The organism is Novosphingobium sp. PC22D, from assembly GCF_002556635.1.
In the GTDB taxonomy this organism is placed as follows: domain Bacteria; phylum Pseudomonadota; class Alphaproteobacteria; order Sphingomonadales; family Sphingomonadaceae; genus Novosphingobium.
Genome location: NZ_MWMO01000003.1, coordinates 233,886 through 255,960, shown reverse-complemented (window position 1 = coordinate 255,960; position 22,075 = coordinate 233,886). Strand labels below are relative to the sequence as shown.

Sequence of the window (22,075 nt, the reverse complement as noted above, 5' to 3'; positions counted from 1 at the left end):
CCGCGCCGCTAGATTCGTCCGCTCTTCCAGACGACGCGCCCGATCACCGCCAGCTCCGCCGCGTCGCAATCGATCGGGCGGTAGGCCGCGTTGTCGCTCAGCAGGGCGATACGGCCCGGCCGCCCCACCTCGACCCGCTTGACGAGCAGCATGTCGTCGAGCCGGACGACGTGGATGCCGTCGCGCAGCGGGCGCGGGCGCGTGTCGACGAGAATCTCGTCACCATCGCGCAAGGTCGGCTCCATCGAATCGCCGGTCACCGCGATGGCGGAAAGCCGTGCCGCCTCGAGCCCCTGCCCCCGCAGCCAACGCCGCGAAAAGCGAAAGCCATCGAAGCGCGCTTCGGCCGAAGACAGCGCGCCCGGCCCCGCCGAAGCGCCGAGATCGAGACGCGGCACTTCTATCCATTCGTCATCGGGCGCGGATGACGGCTGGTCATAGGAATTTTCCTTAGGAGCACCGAGTTCGGTCTCGGCAACACCGAAGTAGCGCGCCAGCGTCGCGCGATCGGTTTCCTCGAGCTTGCGTGGGCTCCGCTTACGGACGAATTGCTGAAGATAACTAGGGTTTTTACCTATAAGACGCGAAAGCTGCGCGAGACTGACGCCTTTCGTATCGGCAAGTTCGAGCAGGCGAGCGCGCGGATCATCGGATTCCATGGCGCGATCGTATATGAAGGAAAATTCCTAGACAAGTAGGATTTCGACAGGAACATAAAGGGTACATCGAGTCGATTCGCCAAGGGAGAACCATGCATGTTGCTGCGACAGATCGAACGCTTCCTCAACGAGACCGAAATGCCCTGGACCAAGTTCGGTCGGCTCGCCGCGCATGATCCGCGGTTCGTGGCCGATCTTCGCAATGGCAGGACGCCGCGGGCGGGCACCGAAGCGCGCATCGAGTGCTTCATGGCCGGCTACCGCGCCGCTTGCGAGCGCCTGGGCACGGAGGGCCGCGTCAATGCACGTTGATCCCGCCGCAACCCGCTCGCTCATCACGAAGCTCAGGGCGACCGGCGGCCGCGGCCCCTGGCTCGCCGTTCTGAGCGAATTGCTCGCTCTCGCCCACGGCGGCGCCAGGCTCCTGCACCATGAGGAACGACCCTGGTCCAGCGCGACCTTCTCGGGATCGCGGCATCGCTTCGCCTTTGAATTCGTCGGCGAGGATGCGATCGCGAAAGGCGAACACTGGCTGGAGGCCCTTCCCGAGCACGAATTCACGATACCCGGCCAACTCGTCGCCGACGCGCGCATCGCCAAGGTGGAACATGCAATGACGCCCGGGCCCAGGCTCGCCGTCGAGGCCGAAGTCCTGCTGCTGCTCGATGACTGAGGCGCGCTGGGACCGTGAGGCGCCCGCTCGTCCCGAAGCGACCGCCCGGTGCCTGGCGCCTCGTGCCAGGCTCGGGACGAGCGGGCGCCGGAGTCGAACGAGGCGCCCACCGGGCCGGGGCGTCAGACTTCCTTCGAAAGCTTCTTGATGTCGCTGTTGAGGATCCGGTCGTTCTCGGAATAGTCGACCGGGCAGTCGATCAGGTGCACACCGGGCGTGTCGCGACAGTGCGCGAGGGTTTCGGCAAGGTGCGCCGCGCTCTCGATCCGGTAGCCGCTCGCGCCATAGCTCTCGGCATACTTCACGAAGTCCGGGTTGCCGTAGGTCAAGCCCCAGTCCTCGAAGCCCATGTTCGCCTGCTTCCAGCGGATCATGCCGTACGAGCTGTCGTTGAGGATGATCACCGTGAGATTGAGGCCGAGCCGAACCGCGGTTTCCATCTCCTGACTGTTCATCATGAAGCCGCCGTCGCCGCAGATCGCCATAACCTTGCGTTCGGGGTAGACCATCGCGCTCATCATCGCCGAGGGCAGCCCCGCCCCCATCGTCGCGAGCGCGTTGTCGAGCAGCACGGTATTGGGACGATAGGCGGTAAAGCCGCGCGCGAACCAGATCTTGTAGACGCCGTTGTCGAGGCAGATGATCGCATCGTCGGGCAGGCAGTCGCGCACCTGCTTGACGAGATGCGGCGGGAAGATCGGGAAGCGCGCGTCGCTCGCAAGCTTGTCGGTGTGCGCCACTTCCGCCTTGCGGAACGCGAGCATGCGGTCGAAATTCCACGCGCCCGAGGGGACGATGTCTTCCTTGATCTGCCATATGGCGTTGGCGATGTCGCCGATCACCTCGATCTGCGGGAAGTAGACCGGATCGACTTCGGCGGTGTTGGTCGAAACGTGGATGACGCAGCGCTTGTCATGCGTGTGGCCGTCGTTGTGCATGAAGAACGGCGGCTTCTCGATCACGTCGTGGCCGATGTTGACGATGCAGTCCGACGTTTCGATCGCGCCGTGCACGAAGTCTCCGGCCGAAAGCGCCGCGCAGCCGAGAAACTTGGGATGCCGCTCGTCGAGCACGCCCTTGCCGAGCTGCGTGGTGAGGAACGGAATGCCGGTTTTCTCGACGAACTGGGCGAGCATGCGGCTCGTCATCGTGCGGTTCGCGCCCGCGCCGATCACCAGCACCGGATTCTTCGCCTTCTCGAGCGCGACCACGGCCTGGCGGATCGACTTGACGTCCGCCGTCGGGCGGCGGACCGAGCTGCGCTTCACCGGCAGCGAATCGGTATGCTCGTCGGCGATGTCCTCGGGCAGCTCGATGTGGGTCGCGCCGGGCTTTTCCTCCTCGGCGATGCGGAACGCCTCGCGCACGCGGCTCGGAATGTTGTCGGACGAGGCCATCTGGTGCGCGTACTTGGTGATCGGCCCCATCATCGAGACGACGTCGAGGATCTGGAAGCGTCCCTGCTTGGACTTCTTGATCGGCTTCTGGCCGGTGATCATCAGCATCGGCATGCCGCCCAGCGTCGCATAGGCGGCGGCGGTGACGAAGTTGGTCGCGCCCGGCCCCAGCGTCGCGAGGCACACGCCGGTCTTGCCGGTGTGCCGTCCGTAGGTCGCGGCCATGAACCCCGCGCCCTGTTCGTGACGGGTGAGGATCAGCTTGATCTTTTCGGAGCGGGACAGCGAATCGAGGAAGTCGAGATTTTCCTCGCCGGGCACGCCGAAGATGTATTCGACGCCTTCTTCTTCCAGGCATTGGATGAACAGATCCGAAGCCTTGGTCTTACCGCTTCCCGACATAGTATTCTTGCTCCCACTTTCCCCAGTGCGCCGGGTTAACAAATGGGTTTGGGCAAGTCACCGCAAATCGGCGGCGCCTGATACTACGATCAGTACCCCGCCTCGAGATCGACTTGCGACATCAGCGGCTGACCCAGGCGCCAGCGCTCGAGATTGGCGAGAAAGCGCTGCGCGCCGCGCTGGAAGAGCGATTGCTGTGCGCGGCCCGACAAGTGCATCGTGATGTGCACCCCGGGATGCGACCACAAGGGGTGGTCGGCGGGCAACGGCTCGGGATCGGTCACGTCGAGGAAGGCCCCGGCCACGGGACCGTTGTCGAGCGCCTCGAGCAACGCGTCCTGATCGAGCACCGCGCCGCGCGCGACGTTGACGACCACCGAGCCCGGCTTCATCGCCGCGAACTCTTCCGCGCCCATCAGCCGCTCGGTCTCACCCGTCGAGGGAACCGCGATCACGACCCAGTCGAATTCGCCGAGCCGCGAGCGCCAGGCGTCCATCCCGATCGCATCGGCACAGGGCTTGCGGCGCACTTCCACCACCTCGCTCCCGAAAGCGCGAAGCAGGTCGGCGATCCGGCCACCGATGTTTCCCGCGCCGACGATCAGCGCGGTCGAGCCGCAAAGCTCCATCCTTCCCGGCGGCTGCGTCAGCCATTCGTGCCGGTCCTGCGCGCGGACCACCTCGCGGTAGCCCTTGGCGATCGAGAGCATGCCCATGAGCGTGTATTCGGCGACGGTTATCGCGTGGAGCCCGGCGCCGTTGGTCAGCACCACACCGCGCTCGCGCAGGAGATCGAGCGGAAACTGGTCGACCCCGGCGGCCATCGTATTCAGCCACCTTGCCCGTTCCGCGGCCCGATAGGCGTCGAGCGAATGCGAGAAATCGAAAGTGTCGAACCAGCCGATTTCGACTTCGGGAGCGACCGCCATCAGATCCTCGCGCGTACCGAACCAGCAGGGTTCGACCCAGTCGGGCAGACGCTCCGCCAGCACCGGGCGGACCATTTCGTTCAAGGCAACACGCACGCGATCGGTCAATTCGCATCTCCGTCAATGGCCGCCGTGACCGCGCGGCGCAGGCCCTCGGGCATCTCGGGCGTGACCAGGTCATCGACCTTCCAGACCCCGTCCTCTCGTACGAAGGCGAACCTCGCCGTGCGCTGCGCGCCGGGGAATATTGTGATCAGCACCCTGGCGGTCGCAGTGTCCGCCTTGATCCGCGAATCGACGACTTCGGTGCTGAAGGTGCTCGCGTCCCAGTCCTGGCACTGGCACAGCCAGTCGCTGTCGCTCAAGGCATCGACTTCGTCGACCGGCACGGTCTCGCGCCACCGCGCGATCAGGTCGGTGAGGCCCCGCGAATAGACGGGCTGCTCCCAGGCCGGCGGCGTCGCTTCGAGATCGTCGATATCGGCGAAGTACGGCGCGTAAACGGCATCGACGGCCTGTTCGATTTCGCGGTCCGCCGCGAACGCGGGCGTGGTCGCCAGGAGCAGGCCTAGGGGCAAGAGACCTTTCATGCGTGTCAACCTCATCGCCGGGATCGATCGACACAATGCGCGATCACTCACCGGGTTTCCACTCCCAACCCAGCGGATCGCCGTCCATCACTTCGACCCCGCGCGCGACAAGCTCGTCGCGCAAGGCGTCGGAGGCGGCGAAGTCCTTCGCGGCGCGGGCCTGCCTGCGCCGTTCGAGTGCCTCCTCGATCTCGCTTTCGCTGATCGAGGCAGACTTCGGCCGGAGCCTCAGATCGGGACGGCGTTTTTCCAGCAGGTCTAACCCCAGCACCGCGTCCATCGCCGCGACGAGCGCGCGCTTGGCGCCCTGGTCCACTTTCTTGACCGCCAGCGCCTCTTCAAGCGCGGTCAGGGCGACCGGCGTGTTGAGATCGTCGCACACCGCCGCGTCGAACTTCGCGAGCAGCGGGCCGAGCTTGGGATGCGCGGCGAGGTCTGCTGCCAAATCCGCCTTGACATCGGCAAGCCGCTCGGCCGCCATGAGCATCCGCTTCAGCCGCGTCAGCGCCGCGCCGAGCCCTTCCCACGAGAACTCCAGCTCGCTGCGGTAATGCGCCTGAAGGCACATCAGCCGGTAGGCGAGCGGGTGGTAGCCCTTGTCGATCAGGAGCTGGACCCGCAGGAACTCGCCCGAGGACTTGCTCATCTTGGCATTCTCGCCGGCCTTCGGACGCAGGACGAGGAAGTTGTTGTGCATCCACACCCGCGCGCCCGAATTGGCGGGCTGGTCCAAACCATTGGTGCAGCAGAAGGCCTGGTTCTGCGCGATCTCGTTGGGGTGATGGATTTCGCGGTGGTCGATGCCGCCGGTGTGGATGTCGAACGGAAAGCCGAGCAGGTCGCCCGACATCACCGAGCATTCGAGGTGCCAGCCCGGCGCGCCGCGGCCCCAGGGCGAATCCCACTCCATCTGGCGCTTCTCGCCGGGCGGTGTCTTGCGCCAGATCGCGAAGTCGGCGGCATTGCGCTTGCCCTCGACCGCCTCGATGCGCCCTTCGCCCTCCTCGGTCACCGCGCGCGCCAGCCTGCCGTAGTCGGCGACGCTGGCGACGTCGAAATAGAGGCCGGACTCCAGTTCGTAGCAGTGCGCCGGCGCGATCTTTTCGGCGAATGCGATCATCTGCGGCACATAATCGGTCGCGATCGACCACTTGGCCGGCTGGCGAATGTTGAGCGCGGCGATATCGGCCCAGTAGGCCTCGGTATAGTGGCGGGCGATATCCCAGATCGACTGCGCCTTTTCGGCGGCCATCTTCTCCATCTTGTCCTCGCCCGCGTCGGCGTCGTCGGTGAGATGGCCGACGTCGGTGATGTTGATGACGTGGGTGAGTGTGTAGCCCTTGAAGCTCAGCACCCGGCCGAGCACGTCGGCGAAGACGTAGGCGCGCATGTTGCCGATGTGCGGATAGTTGTAGACCGTCGGCCCGCACGTATAGACGCGCGCCTCGCCCGGATGGATCGGCTCGAAGGGCTCGGCCGCGCGCGTCAGCGAGTTGAACAGCGTGAGCTTGGAGGCTTCGGTGGTCATGGCGCTTGCCTTAGGATGCCCGCCTCTCAGGTCAAGCCGCACCCGCCACCGGATGCGACACACGACCAGCCGGACATGGGCGAGACCCCCATATCCAAGTAAAGCTTTGCCATCGCGAAGTCCCCCACGCTAACTAAAGGAGAATCGAACGGCTAGCGGGGGTGTCGCGAACGTGTTCGCCTTGAAGAGATTGGTCGGCGGCATCGCCATCGCGATTATGGCATTTTCCGCCGGTTCCGCGCAGGCCGCATGGCGCGAGGCCTCGAGCGACCATTTCGTCATCTACGCTGATCAGTCCGAGGCGGCGATAACCCGCTTCGCCGACCGGCTTGAGCGATACCATTCGGCGCTGGAATTCTTCACCACCACGCCTCTGCCCAAGCCCAGCCCGTCGAACCGCGTCACGGTCTACGTCCTGTCGGACGAGCGCGAGGTCCAGGCCATCTACGGAACGAAGTCGTCCATCGTGCGAGGTTTCTACCGGCCCCGGGCGGGTGGCTCGATCGCGGTCGCGGCGGACAACGAGAACCTTCGCCGCGGCGGCGACATATCCCCCTCCCTGTGGTACCTGCTGCACGAATACGCGCACCACTTCACGCTTTCGACCACCGCCTTTCCCTGGCCGCGATGGATGAGCGAAGGCGCGGCCGAGTTCTTTTCGGCGGCGCTGTTCGAGCGCGACGGCGGGGTATGGGTCGGCCGTCCCTCGGGGCGCCGCAAGAACGAGCTGTTCTTCGCCGAAAGCGTGCCGATCGAGGAACTGCTCGATTCCAGTCTCTACGACCAGGGACGCGGCAAGAACCGGGCCTACGACGAATTCTACGGCAAGTCGTGGCTGCTCTATCACTACCTGATGTTCGGCGAAGCGAGGAGCGGGCAGCTTTCGACCTACACCTCGCGCATCGCGGCGGGGAAGCCCGCTCTCGAGGCCGCCAGGGAGGCGTTCGGCGATCTCGACGAGCTCAATCGTGACCTTTCCTCGTACAAGAAGCGCCTGAAGATGCGGGCCGCCTATCTTGCGCCCGAGAGGCTCAGCCCGGGGCCGATCGCCGTGCGCGAACTCCGTCCCGGCGAGGCGGCAATGATGCCGGTCCAGATCCGGTCCGAGGCCGGCGTCGACGAGAAGACCGCGCTCGAAGTGCTCGCCGACGCCCGATCCGTCGCGCAGAGCTATCCCGACGATCCCGCCGTCCTCGCGGCTCTGGCCGAGGCCGAATACGACGCGGGCTACGATGCCGCCGCGATCACCGCCGCCGACAAGGCCATCGCGCTCGATCCCTCGCGCGTGAACGCCTATGTGCAGAAGGGTTATGCGCTGTTCCGCCAGGCAGCCGAGGCCGACGATCGGGACGCCGCCTACAGGGCGGCGCGCCAGCCCTTTCTCGATCTCAACCGGATCGAGAACGATCATCCGCTGCCGCTGATCTACTATTACCGCAGCTTTCTGGGCGCGGGCAAGGCGCCGCCGCAGGTCGCCAAGGACGGCCTGGCCCGGGCCTCGCAACTCGCCCCCTTCGACAGGGGGCTGCATTTCGAGCTTGCCCAGCTCTACTTGCGCGACGGCGAGCTCAAGCTGGCGTCGTATCAACTGAGGCCGGTCGCCTTCGCGCCGCATGGCGGTCGCCTGAGCCGCACCGCGCGCGCGATGCTCGCGGCGATCGAGGACGGGCGGCTCAAGGGCGGCAGCTTCAATATGGCGCAATTTGCCTCGACCAGCGACACCGAGGAGGGTGACGACAATGGCGAGGACGGCGTGGACGAAGAGCGGAAGGATTAGCCGCCCGGCGCCCGTCTGGCCTGCCGCGCGCGGTCAGTCCGCGTGCGCGGTGAGGAGCAGTGCGACGCCGCCCGTCACCAGCGCGAAACCGGCCCATTCGTGGCCCGCGAGCGACTTGCCCGAAAGGCGGCGCGACAGCAGCGCGGCCAGTGGCATCTCGACGAGGCCGAGCGTGCGCACGTTGGCCGCGCTGGTCAGCGAGAACGAAACGAACCAGCCCGCCGACGCCAGCGCACCGAGAAATCCCGCGCCGATGCTCGCGCGCCATTCGCGCAGCGATGCAGCGAAGGCGGGCCGGTCGCGCATCGCGAGCCACGCGCCGAGGATAAGCGTCTGCAATCCCAGCGAGATCGCCAGCATCGTCATGCTGCGGATCAGAAAGCCGCCTTGCGAAAGATCCTCGATCGAGCCGCGAAATGCGATCGCCGACAAGCCGAAGCATGCGCCCGAGGCGACGCCCGTCGCCGCCGGTCGCAGATCGCCGACCAGCCGGCCAAGCTCGCGTGGTGGCGTCGAGGCGAGGATCACGCCGGCCGTCACCACCGCGATCGCGGCCCAGGCGAGCGGGGTCGGCATCTCGGCTAGCAGCAGCGCGCCCAGCAGGGCGACGATCACCGGCTCGGTCTTGATATAAGCGTAGGCGACGCCGAAGCCGCGCGCGTTCATCGACACCAGCATCAGCGCCGTCCCAGCGATCTGCGAGATCGCGCCGAGCGCCACCCAGCCCAGCGCCTCGCGCCCCGGAAGCGGCAGGGCCTCGCCTGTCCACCAGCGCGTCGTGCCGAGAAAGAGGATCGCGAAGGGAAAGCCGTAGACGAAGCGGACCTGGGTGGCGCCGAGCGTGCCGATCCGCCGGGTCAGCCCGGCCTGCGCGCCATTGCGCACGACCTGCGCCGTCGCCGCGACGAGCGTGAAGGCGACCCAGAGATAGCTGCCGCCCATCGCACTATCCCAGGAACGTCACCTGTTCATCGAGCGGCACGCGCTCGCGCTCGAAGCTGTTGACCGGGTGATCGGCATCGCGCCAGCCGATCGCGATACCGCAGAACAGCATGGTATCCTCCGACATGCCGAGATGCGCCTTGATGGTGCGGCCATAGAGCCCCATCCACTCCTGCGGGCAGCTATCGAGGCCCTCGTCGCGCAGCAGCAGCATGACCGTCTGCAGCCACATGCCGACATCGGACCATTGCGGCGCCTTCATGAGCTTGGGAAAGTGCGAGAGCAGCAGCACCGGCGCCCCGAACGAGGTAAGGTTCTGCTGCGAGAACAGCTCGCGCATCTCCGTATCCTCGCGCCCGATCGACATCGTGCCGTACATCTGCGCGCCGAGTGTGCTCAGCCGCTGCTTGTACTTCTCGACCTTGCCCGGCGCGGTGAAATCGTATTCCGGCGGATCGTCCTGCTCGCTCGCCAGCAGCGTGTCCTGCAACGCCTTGAGCGGGGCGCCGGTCAGGACGGTCGCTTCCCAGGGTTGGTAGTTGCAGCCCGAAGGCGCCATGCGCGCCGCCTCGAGCACGCGGCGCACCACTGCCATGTCGACGGGCTTGTCCAGGAACGCGCGCACCGAACGGCGGGTCGCGACGGCTTCGTAGACGTTCAAGCTCACTCCTCCTCGAACAGTCCGGCGAGCTGCTCGATCATCGTCCCGCCGAGCTGCTCGGCATCCATGATCGTGACCGCGCGGCGATAGTAGCGGGTGACGTCGTGACCGATGCCGATCGCGACGAGCTGGACCGGCGACTGGCGCTCGATCCAGTCGATCACGCGGCGCAAGTGCGCCTCGAGATAGCCGGCGCTGTTCACGCTCAGCGTCGAATCGTCCACGGGAGCGCCGTCGGAGATCACCATCATGATCCGCCGATCCTCGGGCCGCGCGAGCAGGCGGGTGTGCGCCCAGAGCAGCGCCTCGCCGTCGATGTTCTCCTTGAGCAGCCCCTCGCGCATCATCAGCCCGAGGTTCTTGCGCGCGCGGCGCCAGGGCTCGTCGGCCTTCTTGTAGAGGATGTGGCGCAAGTCGTTGAGGCGGCCGGGATGCTGCGGCTTGCCGCCCGCCAGCCAGGCCTCGCGGCTCTGCCCGCCCTTCCAGGCGCGCGTGGTGAACCCCAGGATCTCGACCTTGACGCCGCACCGCTCGAGCGTGCGCGCGAGCACGTCGGCGCTGATCGCGGCGATCGATATCGGCCGCCCGCGCATCGAGCCCGAGTTGTCGATCAGCAGCGTGACCACGGTGTCCTTGAACTGGACGTCGCGCTCCACCTTGTACGACAGGGATTGCCCCGGCGAGACGACGACGCGGGCAAGCCGCGCGGCATCGAGCAGCCCTTCTTCCTGATCGAAGTCCCACGAGCGGTTCTGCTGCGCCATGAGCCGCCGCTGGAGCCGGTTGGCGAGGCGGGTGACGACGCCTTGCAGGCCCTTGAGCTGGGCATCGAGATAGGCGCGCAGGCGGGTCAGTTCCTCGTCGTCGCACAAGTCCTGCGCGGCGACGACCTCATCGAACTTCTCGGTATAGACCTTGTAGTCGAAGCTGTCGGGCAAGTCGGTCCAGGGCCGGTTCGGGCGGACCGGCATCATGCCTTCCTCGCCGTCTTCCCCCGCCTCGCCGTCGTCCATTTCGTCCGACGAATCGCTCTCGCTCTCGCTTTCGCCCTGGTCTTCGCCCTCGGTCGGCTCGGCGGCGACTTCGCTGGGCTGCTGGTCCTGCCCTTCCTCGTCGCCGGCCTCGTCTTCCTCCGTTTCCTCGTCGCCGTCCATGTCGTCGGCGTCGTCGGGCTGCTGCGGCAGGTCCTCGACCCGCGTGAGTTCGAGGTGCTGGAGCATGTCGAGCGAGAGCGACTGGAACGCGCTCTGGTCCTCGATCTTGTCGGCGAGCGCATCGAAGTCGCCGCCCGCCGAGCCTTCGATCCAGTCGCGCAGCATGGCGACGCCCTTTTCGGCGGCGGCGGGCACCGGCTGACCCGTCAGCCGCTCGCGCAGGAGCAGCGAGAGCGCGGTCGGAATGGGCACCTCATCGGCCGAGCCGGCCCGCGCGATCGGGTCCGAGTTCATCCGCGCGTCGGTCGAAGCATCGAGATTGGCGCGGATGCCCGAGTAGGCGTTGGCGCCCAACGCCTCGTACCGCACACGCTCGACCGCGTCGTAGCAGGCCCGCGCGATCGGGTCGCTCGGCGCCGAACGCGCGTGGACCGCCTCGTTGTGGTGGCGCATCTTGAGCGCGAAGCTGTCTGCGAAGCCGCGCGCCTCCATCGCCGCGCCGCGCGGCAGGCTGCGCCCCGGCATCGGCACGCGGAACTGCTTGCCCGAGGCGCTGGGCGCCTCGGCGGTCCAGTTCACCTCGACCTCGGGTTCATGCGCGAGCGCGCGGCTGGCGCCGGTGAGGACGGACTTAAAACGGTCGGAAGGGGATTCGTCAGACATCGCCCTCCCCGCTAGCGCACCACGGCGGCCGGTCCAAGCCCGCCGCGCCGCAACATGGCAGGTCGCCCGCGCCGCGCGCCGCTCGCCTCGCGGCGTCGCGCGGGCAACAACAGGCGGGTCGCGATCAGATCGACTGTCCGGTCTTGGCCCAGTCGGCGAGGAATCCCTCGATGCCCTTGTCGGTGAGAACGTGCTTGAACAGGCCCTTGATGACCGCGGGCGGCGCGGTCATCACGTCGGCGCCGATGCGCGCGCTTTCAAGCACGTGCATGCCGTGGCGAACCGAGGCGACGAGGATCTCGGTCTCGAAAGCGTAGTTGTCGTAGATCAGGCGGATGTCGCGGATCAGTTCCATCCCGTCGAAGCCGTTATCGTCGTGGCGGCCGACGAAGGGCGAAACGAAGGTCGCGCCCGCCTTGGCCGCGAGCAGCGCCTGGTTGGCCGAGAAGCACAGCGTGACGTTGACCATGGTGCCATCGCCGGTGAGCTTCTTGCAGGTCTTGAGCCCGTCGATCGTCAGCGGCACCTTGATGCACACGTTGTCGGCGATCTTGCGCAGCACTTCGGCCTCGCGCATCATCCCGGCATGATCGAGCGCGACCACTTCGGCGCTGACCGGACCTTCGACGAGCCCGCAGATCTCCTTGGTCACTTCCATGAAGTCGCGGCCCGACTTGTGGATCAGCGAGGGATTGGTGGTGACGCCGTCGAGCAGGCCGGTCTCGGCGAGTTCGGCGATTTCGTGGGTGTCGGCGGTGTCGACGAAGAACTTCATGGCATGCCCTCGGTGTTCGATTCTCGCGGGCCCCTATAGGCAAGCCATGCCCGAGGGGCTAGGCGGTGCGGCGAAAATCGCGCAGCACGCCGCTGGCTCGCTTCGCTTACGCCGAAAGCGCCGCGATCAGCAGCGCATCACCCGTCGCCGCCGGGTTTTCGCGGATGCGGGCCTCTTGTGCTCCCACTTCGTACCAGATCGCATTGTCCGTCTCGAGCGCGAGCGCCTGGGCGGCATCGCCGATGTTGACACCCGCCAGCACCGACAGCGCCTGGGTCAGCACCGGATCGTTCGCCGCGCGCATCACCCGGTCGAGTTCGGGGATCATCGCGTTGACGAGGCTCGGCCCCATCGCCGCGCGCAGCACGGTCGTGGCCGCGGTCGGCTCGCCGCTGCGCAGTACGCCGTAGGCATCGGGGACCGAGAGCGACCGCACCGCCTCGGCGACCACCGGCGCGGCCTTGCGCGCGGCATCCTCGGCGAAGCGATTGAGCCGGCGCTGCAACTTCTCGCGGAAGGCCGGCGCGGCGAGGATGCCCTTGAACAGGCTGTCGCTCTTGCCGAACAGCGTCGGCATGTCGACCCGCGCGACCGCGCTGGTCCAGAAGCCGTCCGGCGCGGTGAGACTGTCGAAGGCGTTGCGCGTGGATCGTTCGAGCAGGCGCTGCACCGCCGCCGCGAAATCGACTCGCGACCCGCTCGACGGGGTCGCGCAGCCCGGCAGGAGCGCGATTCCCGCGACGAGCGCGGCGCCGCCCAGCAGCGCCCTGCGGCGCATCGGCAGACCATTTCGTGACATGCATCCCCGGTTCAACATCGCCTGCTCCTTTCCGGAATGCGTTCCGGCTGCCTATATCGCACGCATCCATGCGACGCGTCCGTCTTCTCGTCTTCAATGCCGCGCTCGGCGCGCTCGACTACCGCGTGCCCGACGGCATGACGGTGGAATACGGCTCGGTGGTAGTCGCTCCGCTCGGTCCGCGCCAGATTCTCGGTATCGTCTGGGAGAGCGAACGCCTCGGCGCCAAGGAAGTGCCCGAATCGAAATTGCGTCCGCTGCTCGACGTCATGCCGGTACCGCCGCTGCCCGCCACGCTGCGCCGGCTGATAGAGTGGACCGCCGACTATTACTGCGCCCCGCTCGCCGCCGTCGCGCGCATGGCGCTGGGCAGCACGGCGGCGCTGCGCGGCGGCGGCACCACCACCGAATACCGCCTTACCGGCGCCGAGCCCGCGCGGCTCACGCCCCAGCGCGCGGCGGCGATGGACGCGCTGCAGGGCGAACAGGGATCGATCCGCGAACTGGCCGACCTGGCCGGCGTGTCCGAAGGCGTGCTGCGGGGCATGGTTGGAGCGGGTCTGCTTGAAGGCGTGACGGTCGATCTCGACCGCCCCTATCCGCCCGCCCGGCCCGATTTCGCCGTGCCCGATCTGAGCGCCGACCAGCGCGCCGCCGCCGACCGCTTCGTCGCCGCCGTCGCCGAGCACCGCTTCACGCCGTTCCTGCTCGACGGGGTGACCGGCTCGGGCAAGACCGAGAGCTACTTCGAGGCGGTCGCCGAGGCGCTCCGCCGGGGCCGCCAGGTGCTCGTGCTCCTGCCCGAGATCGCGCTGACCGAGAACTTCCTGCGCCGCTTCGAGCAGCGCTTCGGCGTGCCGCCGATCCTGTGGCACTCCTCGGTCAAGTCGAGCGAGCGCCGCCGCGCCTGGCGCGCGATCGTCCATGGCGAGGCGCAAGTCGTGGTCGGCGCGCGCTCGGCGCTGTTCCTGCCTTATGCGAACCTCGGGCTGATCGTGGTCGACGAGGCGCACGAGGTCTCGTTCAAGCAGGACGACGGCGTGCGCTACAACGCGCGCGACGTCGCGGTGATCCGCGCCCGCTTCGAAAGCGCGCCGGTGATCCTCGCCAGCGCGACGCCCGCGCTCGAATCGATGCAGCTCGCCGAAGCGGGGATCTACGAGCGCGTCGAGCTGCCCGACCGCTTCGGCGGCGCCACGCTGCCCGAGATCACGGTGCTCGACTTGCGCAAGGACCCGCCCGAGCGCGGCAGGTGGCTCGCGCCGCCGCTGGTCGAGGCGATGCGCGAGCGGCTGGAACGCGGCGAGCAATCGCTGCTGTTCCTCAACAGGCGCGGCTATGCGCCGCTGACGCTGTGCCGCAACTGCGGCTATCGCTTCCAGTGCCCCAACTGCACCGCCTGGCTGGTCGAACACCGCTTCAGCCGGCGGCTCGCCTGCCATCACTGCGGCCACGAAGTGCCCGCGCCCGAGACCTGCCCCGAGTGCGGCACCGCCGACTGCCTCGTTGCCTGCGGGCCCGGTGTCGAGCGCATCGCCGACGAGGTCGCCGAAATCCTGCCCGAGGCGCGGGTGGCCGTGGTCACGTCGGACACGCTCAATTCGGCCGACGCGATCGGCGCCTTCGTGGCGGCTGCGGAGGAAGGCGCGATCGACGTGATCGTGGGCACGCAGCTCGTCACCAAGGGCTATCACTTTCCCGAGCTGACCTTCGTCGGCGTGGTCGACGCCGATCTCGGCCTCGAAGGCGGAGACTTGCGCGCCGCCGAACGGACCTACCAGCAGATCGCCCAGGTCGCCGGGCGCGCCGGGCGCGGCGAGAAGCCCGGCGAAGTCGTGCTGCAGACGCGCCACCCCGAGGCCGCGGTGATCGCCGCGCTCGCCGACGGAGACCGCGACGCGTTCTACGCCGCTGAGACCGAGGCCCGCCGCGACGCGGGCGCGCCGCCCTTCGGGCGCTGGGCCGCGATCATCGTCTCGAGCGAGGACCAGGCCGAGGCGCGCGACGCCGCGCGCGCGATCGGCGCGACGAGCCCGAAAGCGCCCGACATCATGGTGCTGGGCCCCGCTCCGGCGCCGATGGCGCTGCTGCGCGGCCGGCACCGCTATCGCCTGCTGATCAACGCGCGCCGCTCGGCGGAATTGCAGAAATACCTGCGCGAATGGCTCGAACCGCTCGAGTTTCCGCGCGGCGTGCGGATCAACCTCGACGTCGATCCCTACAGCTTCGTCTGATCGCAACGCCCTTGCGACGAGGCCGCGCGCGGGTCTAGGCGAGCGCGCCATGCCAGCGCGCCTCGCCCGCCTGTTCGCCGCGATCCTGTTTCTCGCCGGGGTCGCCCTGCCCGCCCACGCGGAGACGTGGCGGCGCGCGACGGCGCCGGGCTTCGTCGTCTACTCGCAGGGGGAGCCCGCCGAACTGCGCGAGGACATCGCCAACCTGCGGCGTTACGACGCCGTGCTGCACAGCGAGTTCTCGATTCCCCCCGGCCCCCAAGGCGCGCCCCTGACCATCTACCTGCTTGAACGGCCCGGGGACGTGGCGAAGATGCTCGGCCGCAAGGGCGTGGCCGGATACTACGCGCCCCGGCTCGAAGGCAGCTTCATCGTCGCGCACCGCGAACCGCCCGAAAAGGAAGGCGCGCTCGGCTGGCGCGAGACCCTGTTCCACGAATACGCGCACCACTTCATGTATCGCCACGTCCCCGCCCCCTGGCCGAGCTGGTACCGCGAGGGCGTGGCCGACTATCTGAGCACGGTCACCTTCCTCGACGACGGCCGCTGGGTCGTCGGCAGGCCGGCGCTCTATCGCCTCGGCACCGCGATCAAGGAGCCGGTGCCGCTGCTCAGGCTGCTCGAGAACGACGACAACGCGCTGCCCGAGGGGCGCGAGCGCTGGTTCTACGCCAATGCCTGGCTGCTGGTGCACCTGTTCCGCTCCGACCCGTACCTCGAACGCAGGCTCGAGGGCTATCTGGATGCGCTGGCGCGAGGCGCGAGCGAGCAGGTCGCGCTGCTCGAGCTGGGCAATATCGCCGATCTCCAGCGGCGCATGAGCGACCATGCCCGCACCGCCTTCGCCGACCGGATTTCGAGCGAGCGCCTCCCCGCCCCCGCGCCCGCCGAAGTCGAGACGCTCGGCCCCGCCGCCTCGCGGCTGGTCGGGCTCAGGCTTCGCTGGGCGACCGGAGTCGACCGCGACTCCGTCCTCGCCGATCTCACCCGGCTCGCCGCCGACTACCCGGACGACGCGCAGGTCGCCTATCAGCTCGCGGTCGCGCTCTCCCAGGCGATGAGCGACCGGGCCGAACCGCAGGCCGACCGCGTCCTCACGCTCGCCCCGGACATGCCGCGTGCGCTGGTGATGAAGGGCGAGCTCGCCCGGCGCCGCGATGCACCGGAAGCCGAGGTCAACGCCTGGCTGAGCAAGGCCGCGCGGCTCGCTCCCGACGATCCGCTGGTCCAGCTCGCCTGGTTCCAGGCCCGCGCCAAGGCGGGCAAGGCCGAAACGCGGATAGCCTTCGCCGACATCGAGCACATCTATCGCATGGCGACCGAGATACCCAAGGTGCGCCTGACCTATGCGCTCGCGCTCGCGACGATCGGCCGGGTCGACGAGGCAGAGGCGGTGCTGGTCAGGCTCGCCGCCGAGCCCGAAGGCGGGGGCCGCGCCAAGGCCGCGCTGGCGCGATTCCGCAAGATCCGCGCGCTGAAGGAACGCACGCGGGGCGCCGCGAACGAGTAGGACGGTTCAATAGACCAGCGGAACGCGATGGGGCCGATCGTGCGTTTCCGCCGGGATGTGCGCGAGCGACTTCGCCAGCTTCTCGAGCAGATCCAGACTGTTGTGCGGGTTGGCGCCGCCCGGGATGGCGTGCGCGAGGACGAGCAGCAGGCCGATCGCCAGCGCTCCGAGACAGTCGCAGCGGCGTTCCCGCCAGCGACCCACGAGCGATTTCATGACCGGTCTCCGGCTTCGCGCCGCAGCAGCTCCTGCTTGATCTCCAGCCCGTAGGCATAGCCGCCGAGCGATCCGTCCGAGCGAATCACCCGATGGCATGGAATCAGCACGGCGACATTGTTGGCGCCGTTGGCCGAACCGGCTGCGCGCACCGCGCCCGGCTTGCCGACGGCGGCGGCGATCTCGGCGTAGCTGCGCGTTTCGCCGGGCGGAATGCGCCGCAGCTCGCGCCAGACCGCTTCCTGGAAGGCGGTGCCCTGCACGTCGAGCGGAATCGCGCGCGAATCGCCCGGCTGCTCGACCGCGCGGACGACCTCGCCGAGCAGGCCGGCGAAGTCCGGTCCGCCCTCTTCGAGCGAGGCCCGGGGAAAGCGAATCGCAAGCGCCTCGGGGCCCTCGTCGAAGGCGAGCCGGCACACGCCCCTGTCGGTCGCGGCGACGAGCATCGCGCCGAGCGAGGTCGGCACCACCGCCCAGCGGATCGTCACCCCGAGACCACCATTGCGCCATGCACTCGGCGACATACCCAACCGCTCCCTGCCCGCCTCGTAGAACCGTGAGGGGGCCCCGTATCCGGCGGCATAGACCGCCTCGGTGACACTGGCACCGTCGCTCAAGACGTTGCCCGCGCGCTCGATCCGCATCGCGCGCGCGAATTGGGCCGGCGACAGCCCGACCGCGCGCTTGAACACACGCTGGAAGTGGCTGGCGCTATAGCCCGTTTCGCGGGCCAGTTCGGCAAGCGGGACGGCATCTTCGGCTTTGCGCAGAATCGCGATCGCGCGGGCGATCGCCGTCTCGTCGCGCGCGACGTCGTCGGGCTTGCAGCGCAGGCAGGGCCGCAACCCGGCTGCGCGCGCCTCCTCGGCGGAGGTGTAGAATCGCACATTCTCGCGGCGCGGGTGACGCGCGGCGCACGAAGGGCGACAATAGATCCCGGTCGAGTGCACGCCGGTAACGAATCGCCCGTCGAAGCTGCGGTCGCGCGCGAGCACGGCGCGCCATGCGGTGTCCGCATCGGGCAGCACGGGCTCGGCATCGTCGCGGATTTCCATCTCGTCCCCGCCGTTCGCAGGCGCTCCATGCGGACCGTCCGCACGGCATGTCACCCGAGGCAAGATTCGATATGTCATCGCAAACTCCATCACGCTAGGTAGCCCACCTAGGCGCAGCGCAGCACGGCGCGCTTCCCGCGGCTTGCGATCAAAGCGGAAGCGCCTTGGAAATGCTTGGACGGAGACTGGCGACTTGCAGCGATTTCTGGCGTTCCTCGCGGCACTGTGCGCCGTTTTGCTCCCTCAAATCGCGCATGCCGACCAGTCGGACATCAACGCGGCGGCGCGCAGCGTGGTGCGTGTGGTCCTGATCGAGGACGACGGCGAGGAGGAAGCCAATCTCGTCGGCTACGGAAGCGGCTTCGCGGTCACGCCCAAGCTGGTGGTGACCAACGCCCACGTCGTCGAGCCCGCCCGCCGCAACGAGCGCATCCGCATCGGCGTGGTCCCGCCGCAGGGACAGCGCGGCATGTTCGTGCGCGTCCTCGCGGTCTCGCCGCGCAACGACCTGGCGCTGCTCGAACTCGAGGAAGGCACGCTGCCGCCAATGTCGCTGTTCACCGGCGCGATCGCCGACGGCGCGCAGGTTTTCGCGGTGGGCTATCCCGGCAGCGTCGACTTCGCGCAGGGGCTGGACCCGTGGGAAATCATCTCGCCGATGAGCCCGGTCAAGACGCAGGGCAACGTCTCGGCGGGCCGCAGCGTCAAGACTTTCGAGACGCTGCTCCACACCGCGCCGATCGGGCAGGGCAACAGCGGCGGTCCGCTGCTCGACGGCTGCGGCCGGGTGATCGGCGTCAACAGCTTCGGCACCATCGCCAGCGAGGCCGATTCCGAGTTCTACTTCGCGGTCTCGATCCGCGAGGTCATGCGTTTCCTCACCACGGCGGAGGTCAAGCCCATGGTGACTGGAGCCGCGTGCCGCTCGATCGCCGATCTCGACCGCGAGCAGGCGAGCCGCGACGCCGCCCAGCGCGAACGCGACCGGATCGCACAGGAGCAGCACAACGAAGCCGTGCGCACCGCCGAGCGCGAGGCGCAGATGGATATCCTCACCGAGCGCGAGAACACGATGGCGCTCTCGGGCCTCGGGCTGATCCTCGCGGTCGTGTGCGGCGCGGCGGCCTTCGTCTTCGCGCAGAAGGAGAATCGTGGACGCGAGGTGAAGATCGCGGCCGGTCTCGGCATCGTGATCGCGATCTTCGCGGTCGTGCTGTGGCTCTCGCGCCCCAGTCTCTCCGAAGCGACCGAGCGCGCCAAGGACGCCGTCGCCGCGCGCGAGGACAAGGCGGCCGAAAAGGCGGGATCGAACACGCCGCTCACCGGCGATCTCGTCTGCGTGCTCGATGACGCGCGCAGCCGCATCACCGTGTCGCCGGCCACCGACGTGCCCTTCTCGTGGACCGAACAGGGCTGCGTCAACGGCCGTACGCAATACGGGCTGGGCGCGGACGGATGGTCGCGCGTGCTCGTGCCCAGCGTCGACCAGACCGTGACCGTCGCGTCCTACGACCCGCAAAGCGCGACCTACCGCACCGACCGCTTCCTGCTCGATCTCGACCGGATGGAGGCGCTGCGCGAGAAGCGCGGCGACTATCAGGCCCCCGCCTGCGGCAGCGGCGAGGCCGAGGCGCGTGCGCTGGGCGGTGAGCAGGACGCCTTGCGCGCCATGCTTCCGAGCCAGCCCAACGAGCGGCTCGTCTATAGCTGTTCGAAGGCGAAGTGAGGCGATGGGCGCGGCGGCACGGGGCTGGCGGCGGCAATCCGGCGCCCCCGGTCGCGACGCCGCTTTGCGCCGCTGTCCGATTCCTCCCGCCCCTGCCTTGCATCCCGTCACGATCGTCGCTATGCGCGCCCCGTCTGCGGGCCGGTCCGCGCTTCTGCGCGGTCCTTTCATGTGCTCCAGCCCACCCGAGGTAAGGATAGGACGCGCGTGGAGAATTCCAGCGGCATCAAGGCCAGCTTGCAGGGGCGCTACGCATCGGCGCTCTTCGATCTCGCAAGCGAAGACGGCGTCGTCACCGCTGTCGAGGCCGATCTCGACACGGTCGAGCAGGCCATTCGCGAAAGCGACGAGTTCTCATCGCTGATCCGCAATCCCCAGATCAGCCGCGGCGCCGCCGGCAAGGCAATGGAAGCGCTCGCACCGGTCCTCGGCCTTTCGGACCTCACCAAGAATTTCCTCGGCGTGCTCGCGGCCAACCGCCGTCTTTCGGCGCTGCCCGAGATCATCCGCGCCTTCCACGCGATCGCCGCCGCCCAACGCGGCGAGGCGACCGCCGAGGTGACCTCCGCCCACGCGCTGAGCGACAGCCAGCTCGAAGCGCTGCGGCAGAAGCTCGAGGCCCGCGAGGGCCGCAACGTCAAACTTCGCCCGAGCGTCGATCCCGACCTTCTCGGCGGACTTGTCGTTACCATCGGATCGAAGCGCATCGACGGCTCGATCCGCACCCGTCTCAACTCGCTCGCACAGGCGATGAAGGGCTAAGGCCCTTACAGATTTCGACGAAAGGCAAACCCATGGACATTCGCGCCGCAGAAATCTCCAAGGTCATCAAGGACCAGATCGCCAGCTTCGGCACCGAGGCGCAGGTCTCGGAAGTCGGCACCGTGCTCTCGGTCGGCGACGGCATCGCCCGCATCCACGGCCTCGACAAGGTTCAGGCCGGCGAGATGGTCGAGTTCAACGGCGGCATCCAGGGCATGGCGCTGAACCTCGAAGCCGACAACGTCGGCGTCGTCATCTTCGGCTCGGACGAGAACATCAAGGAAGGCGACTCCGTCAAGCGTTCGGGCACCATCGTCGACGTGCCGGTCGGCAAGGGCCTGCTCGGCCGCGTCGTCGACGCGCTCGGCAACCCGATCGACGGCAAGGGCCCGATCGTCGCCGAAAAGCGCGCCCGCGTCGAAAGCAAGGCGCCCGGCATCATCCCGCGCAAGTCGGTGCACGAACCCGTGCAGACCGGCCTCAAGGCGATCGACGCGCTCGTGCCCGTCGGCCGCGGCCAGCGCGAGCTGATCATCGGTGACCGCCAGACCGGCAAGACCGCCGTCGCGATCGACACCTTCATCAACCAGAAGGAAGCCAACGCCGGCGACGACGAGAGCAAGAAGCTCTACTGCATCTACGTCGCGGTGGGCCAGAAGCGCTCGACCGTCGCCCAGATCGTGCGCCAGCTCGAAGAGAACGGCGCGATGGAATACTCGATCGTCGTCGCCGCGACCGCCTCGGAGCCCGCACCGCTGCAGTACCTCGCGCCCTACACCGGCGCCGCGATGGGAGAATTCTTCCGCGACAACGGCATGCACGCCGTGATCGTCTACGACGACCTTTCCAAGCAGGCCGTCGCCTATCGCCAGATGTCGCTGCTGCTGCGCCGCCCGCCGGGCCGCGAAGCCTATCCGGGCGACGTCTTCTACCTCCACAGCCGCCTGCTCGAGCGCGCGGCGAAGCTCAATGACGAGAACGGCGCCGGCTCGCTGACCGCGCTTCCGATCATCGAGACCCAGGCGGGCGACGTTTCGGCCTACATCCCGACCAACGTCATCTCGATCACCGACGGCCAGATCTTCCTCGAGACCGGCCTGTTCTTCCAGGGCATCCGCCCGGCGATCAACGTCGGCCTCTCGGTCAGCCGCGTCGGCGGTTCGGCCCAGACCAAGGCGATGAAGAAGGTCGCCGGTTCGATCAAGCTGGAGCTGGCGCAGTACCGCGAGATGGCCGCCTTCGCGCAGTTCGGCTCGGACCTCGACGCCTCGACCCAGAAGCTGCTCAACCGCGGCGCGCGCCTGACCGAGCTGCTCAAGCAGCCGCAGTTCTCGCCGCTTCCGTTCGAGGAGCAGACCGTGTCAATCTTCGCCGGCACCAACGGCTACCTCGACGCGATCCCGGTCGGCGACGTGACCCGCTACGAGAGCGAGATGCTCAGCTTCCTGCGCTCCGAGCACGCCGACCTGCTCAAGCTCATCCGCGACACCCAGAAATTCGAGGACGAGCAGAAGAGCAAGACGGTCGCCGCGCTCGACGCTTTCGCCAAGCAGTTCGCGTAATTCGCGTCATCCCAGCGAAAGCTGGGATCGCTCCCCGCCAGGTCGAACCTGGCAGAAACAG

At 68.0% G+C, this 22,075-nt stretch carries 20 protein-coding genes; 8 read left to right on the top strand and 12 right to left on the bottom strand.

The annotated features are described in order from the left end of the window. Positions 1-8: 8 nt before the first annotated feature. Positions 9-659, bottom strand: coding sequence for a LexA family transcriptional regulator (locus B2G71_RS07875; RefSeq protein WP_098105192.1), 651 nt, complete (start codon positions 657-659; stop codon positions 9-11). A 96-nt stretch (positions 660-755) separates the two neighbouring features. Here B2G71_RS07875 and B2G71_RS07870 point away from each other — a divergent pair, with 96 nt between their 5' ends. Both B2G71_RS07870 and B2G71_RS07865 read left to right on the top strand, forming a co-directional pair. Then, a complete protein-coding gene (locus B2G71_RS07870; protein WP_098105191.1) occupies positions 756-971 on the top strand; it encodes a hypothetical protein in 216 nt (71 codons plus the stop codon). Further along, entirely contained in the window at positions 961-1,332 is a 372-nt protein-coding gene (locus tag B2G71_RS07865) for a hypothetical protein (protein ID WP_098105190.1), read from the top strand. Before B2G71_RS07870 ends, B2G71_RS07865 begins: the two co-directional genes overlap by 11 nt. Positions 1,333-1,454: 122 nt before the next feature. On the opposite strand, the gene B2G71_RS07860 is transcribed toward B2G71_RS07865, so the two are convergent. From B2G71_RS07860 to cysS, 4 genes are all read right to left on the bottom strand, one after another. Continuing rightward, positions 1,455-3,131 carry an acetolactate synthase large subunit gene (locus tag B2G71_RS07860; RefSeq protein ID WP_098105189.1) on the bottom strand — a complete coding sequence of 559 codons (1,677 nt, stop codon included), beginning with the start codon at positions 3,129-3,131 and terminating at the stop codon, positions 1,455-1,457. Between the two features lie 89 nt (positions 3,132-3,220). Further along, positions 3,221-4,168, bottom strand: a complete 948-nt coding sequence (locus B2G71_RS07855; protein ID WP_240530049.1) for a D-2-hydroxyacid dehydrogenase — start codon at positions 4,166-4,168, stop codon at positions 3,221-3,223. After that, positions 4,165-4,650, bottom strand: coding sequence for a DUF3828 domain-containing protein (locus tag B2G71_RS07850; RefSeq protein WP_168176301.1), 486 nt, complete (start codon positions 4,648-4,650; stop codon positions 4,165-4,167). Before B2G71_RS07850 ends, B2G71_RS07855 begins: the two co-directional genes overlap by 4 nt. Positions 4,651-4,693: 43 nt before the next feature. After that, positions 4,694-6,178: a cysteine--tRNA ligase gene (gene cysS / locus B2G71_RS07845; protein ID WP_098105187.1), complete on the bottom strand. Its 1,485-nt coding sequence runs from the start codon at positions 6,176-6,178 to the stop codon at positions 4,694-4,696. A gap of 181 nt (positions 6,179-6,359) precedes the next feature. Here cysS and B2G71_RS07840 point away from each other — a divergent pair, with 181 nt between their 5' ends. Continuing rightward, positions 6,360-7,955: a hypothetical protein gene (locus B2G71_RS07840; protein ID WP_141521522.1), complete on the top strand. Its 1,596-nt coding sequence runs from the start codon at positions 6,360-6,362 to the stop codon at positions 7,953-7,955. Between the two features lie 33 nt (positions 7,956-7,988). Here B2G71_RS07840 and B2G71_RS07835 read toward each other — a convergent pair whose 3' ends face one another. The 5 genes from B2G71_RS07835 to B2G71_RS07815 form a co-directional block, all read right to left on the bottom strand. Beyond that, on the bottom strand, positions 7,989-8,897 hold the full coding sequence (locus tag B2G71_RS07835; protein ID WP_098105185.1) for an EamA family transporter: 909 nt from the start codon (positions 8,895-8,897) through the stop codon (positions 7,989-7,991). A 4-nt stretch (positions 8,898-8,901) separates the two neighbouring features. After that, a complete protein-coding gene (locus B2G71_RS07830; RefSeq protein WP_098105184.1) occupies positions 8,902-9,558 on the bottom strand; it encodes a nitroreductase in 657 nt (218 codons plus the stop codon). A gap of 2 nt (positions 9,559-9,560) precedes the next feature. Beyond that, positions 9,561-11,375: a cobaltochelatase subunit CobT gene (gene cobT / locus B2G71_RS07825; protein ID WP_098105183.1), complete on the bottom strand. Its 1,815-nt coding sequence runs from the start codon at positions 11,373-11,375 to the stop codon at positions 9,561-9,563. Between the two features lie 124 nt (positions 11,376-11,499). Continuing rightward, positions 11,500-12,150: a fructose-6-phosphate aldolase gene (gene fsa / locus B2G71_RS07820; protein WP_098105182.1), complete on the bottom strand. Its 651-nt coding sequence runs from the start codon at positions 12,148-12,150 to the stop codon at positions 11,500-11,502. A gap of 106 nt (positions 12,151-12,256) precedes the next feature. Continuing rightward, positions 12,257-12,967, bottom strand: a complete 711-nt coding sequence (locus tag B2G71_RS07815) for a DUF4197 domain-containing protein (protein WP_240530048.1) — start codon at positions 12,965-12,967, stop codon at positions 12,257-12,259. Positions 12,968-13,017: 50 nt separating this feature from the next. On the opposite strand from B2G71_RS07815, the gene B2G71_RS07810 reads away from it, so the two are divergent. Both B2G71_RS07810 and B2G71_RS07805 read left to right on the top strand, forming a co-directional pair. Next, positions 13,018-15,183 carry a primosomal protein N' gene (locus tag B2G71_RS07810; RefSeq protein WP_098105180.1) on the top strand — a complete coding sequence of 722 codons (2,166 nt, stop codon included), beginning with the start codon at positions 13,018-13,020 and terminating at the stop codon, positions 15,181-15,183. 49 nt (positions 15,184-15,232) lie between these two features. Next, the gene (locus tag B2G71_RS07805; protein WP_098105179.1) at positions 15,233-16,693 is read left to right on the top strand and encodes a hypothetical protein; all 1,461 of its coding nucleotides are present in this window, start codon (positions 15,233-15,235) and stop codon (positions 16,691-16,693) included. A 6-nt stretch (positions 16,694-16,699) separates the two neighbouring features. Here the strand turns inward: B2G71_RS07805 and B2G71_RS07800 are convergent, their stop codons facing one another. Further along, positions 16,700-16,909: a hypothetical protein gene (locus B2G71_RS07800; RefSeq protein ID WP_141521521.1), complete on the bottom strand. Its 210-nt coding sequence runs from the start codon at positions 16,907-16,909 to the stop codon at positions 16,700-16,702. Then, on the bottom strand, positions 16,906-17,964 hold the full coding sequence (ada, locus tag B2G71_RS07795) for a bifunctional DNA-binding transcriptional regulator/O6-methylguanine-DNA methyltransferase Ada (RefSeq protein WP_098105177.1): 1,059 nt from the start codon (positions 17,962-17,964) through the stop codon (positions 16,906-16,908). The genes B2G71_RS07800 and ada overlap by 4 nt, the downstream gene beginning before the upstream one ends. A gap of 193 nt (positions 17,965-18,157) precedes the next feature. Between ada and B2G71_RS07790 the strand changes: the two genes are divergently transcribed. The 3 genes from B2G71_RS07790 (at position 18,158) to atpA (ending at position 22,014) form a co-directional block, all read left to right on the top strand. After that, positions 18,158-19,690: a serine protease gene (locus tag B2G71_RS07790; RefSeq protein WP_141521520.1), complete on the top strand. Its 1,533-nt coding sequence runs from the start codon at positions 18,158-18,160 to the stop codon at positions 19,688-19,690. A gap of 207 nt (positions 19,691-19,897) precedes the next feature. Next, the gene (locus B2G71_RS07785; protein ID WP_098105175.1) at positions 19,898-20,452 is read left to right on the top strand and encodes a F0F1 ATP synthase subunit delta; all 555 of its coding nucleotides are present in this window, start codon (positions 19,898-19,900) and stop codon (positions 20,450-20,452) included. Positions 20,453-20,484: 32 nt separating this feature from the next. Further along, a complete protein-coding gene (gene atpA, locus B2G71_RS07780) occupies positions 20,485-22,014 on the top strand; it encodes a F0F1 ATP synthase subunit alpha (protein WP_098105174.1) in 1,530 nt (509 codons plus the stop codon). Positions 22,015-22,075 lie beyond the last annotated feature (61 nt).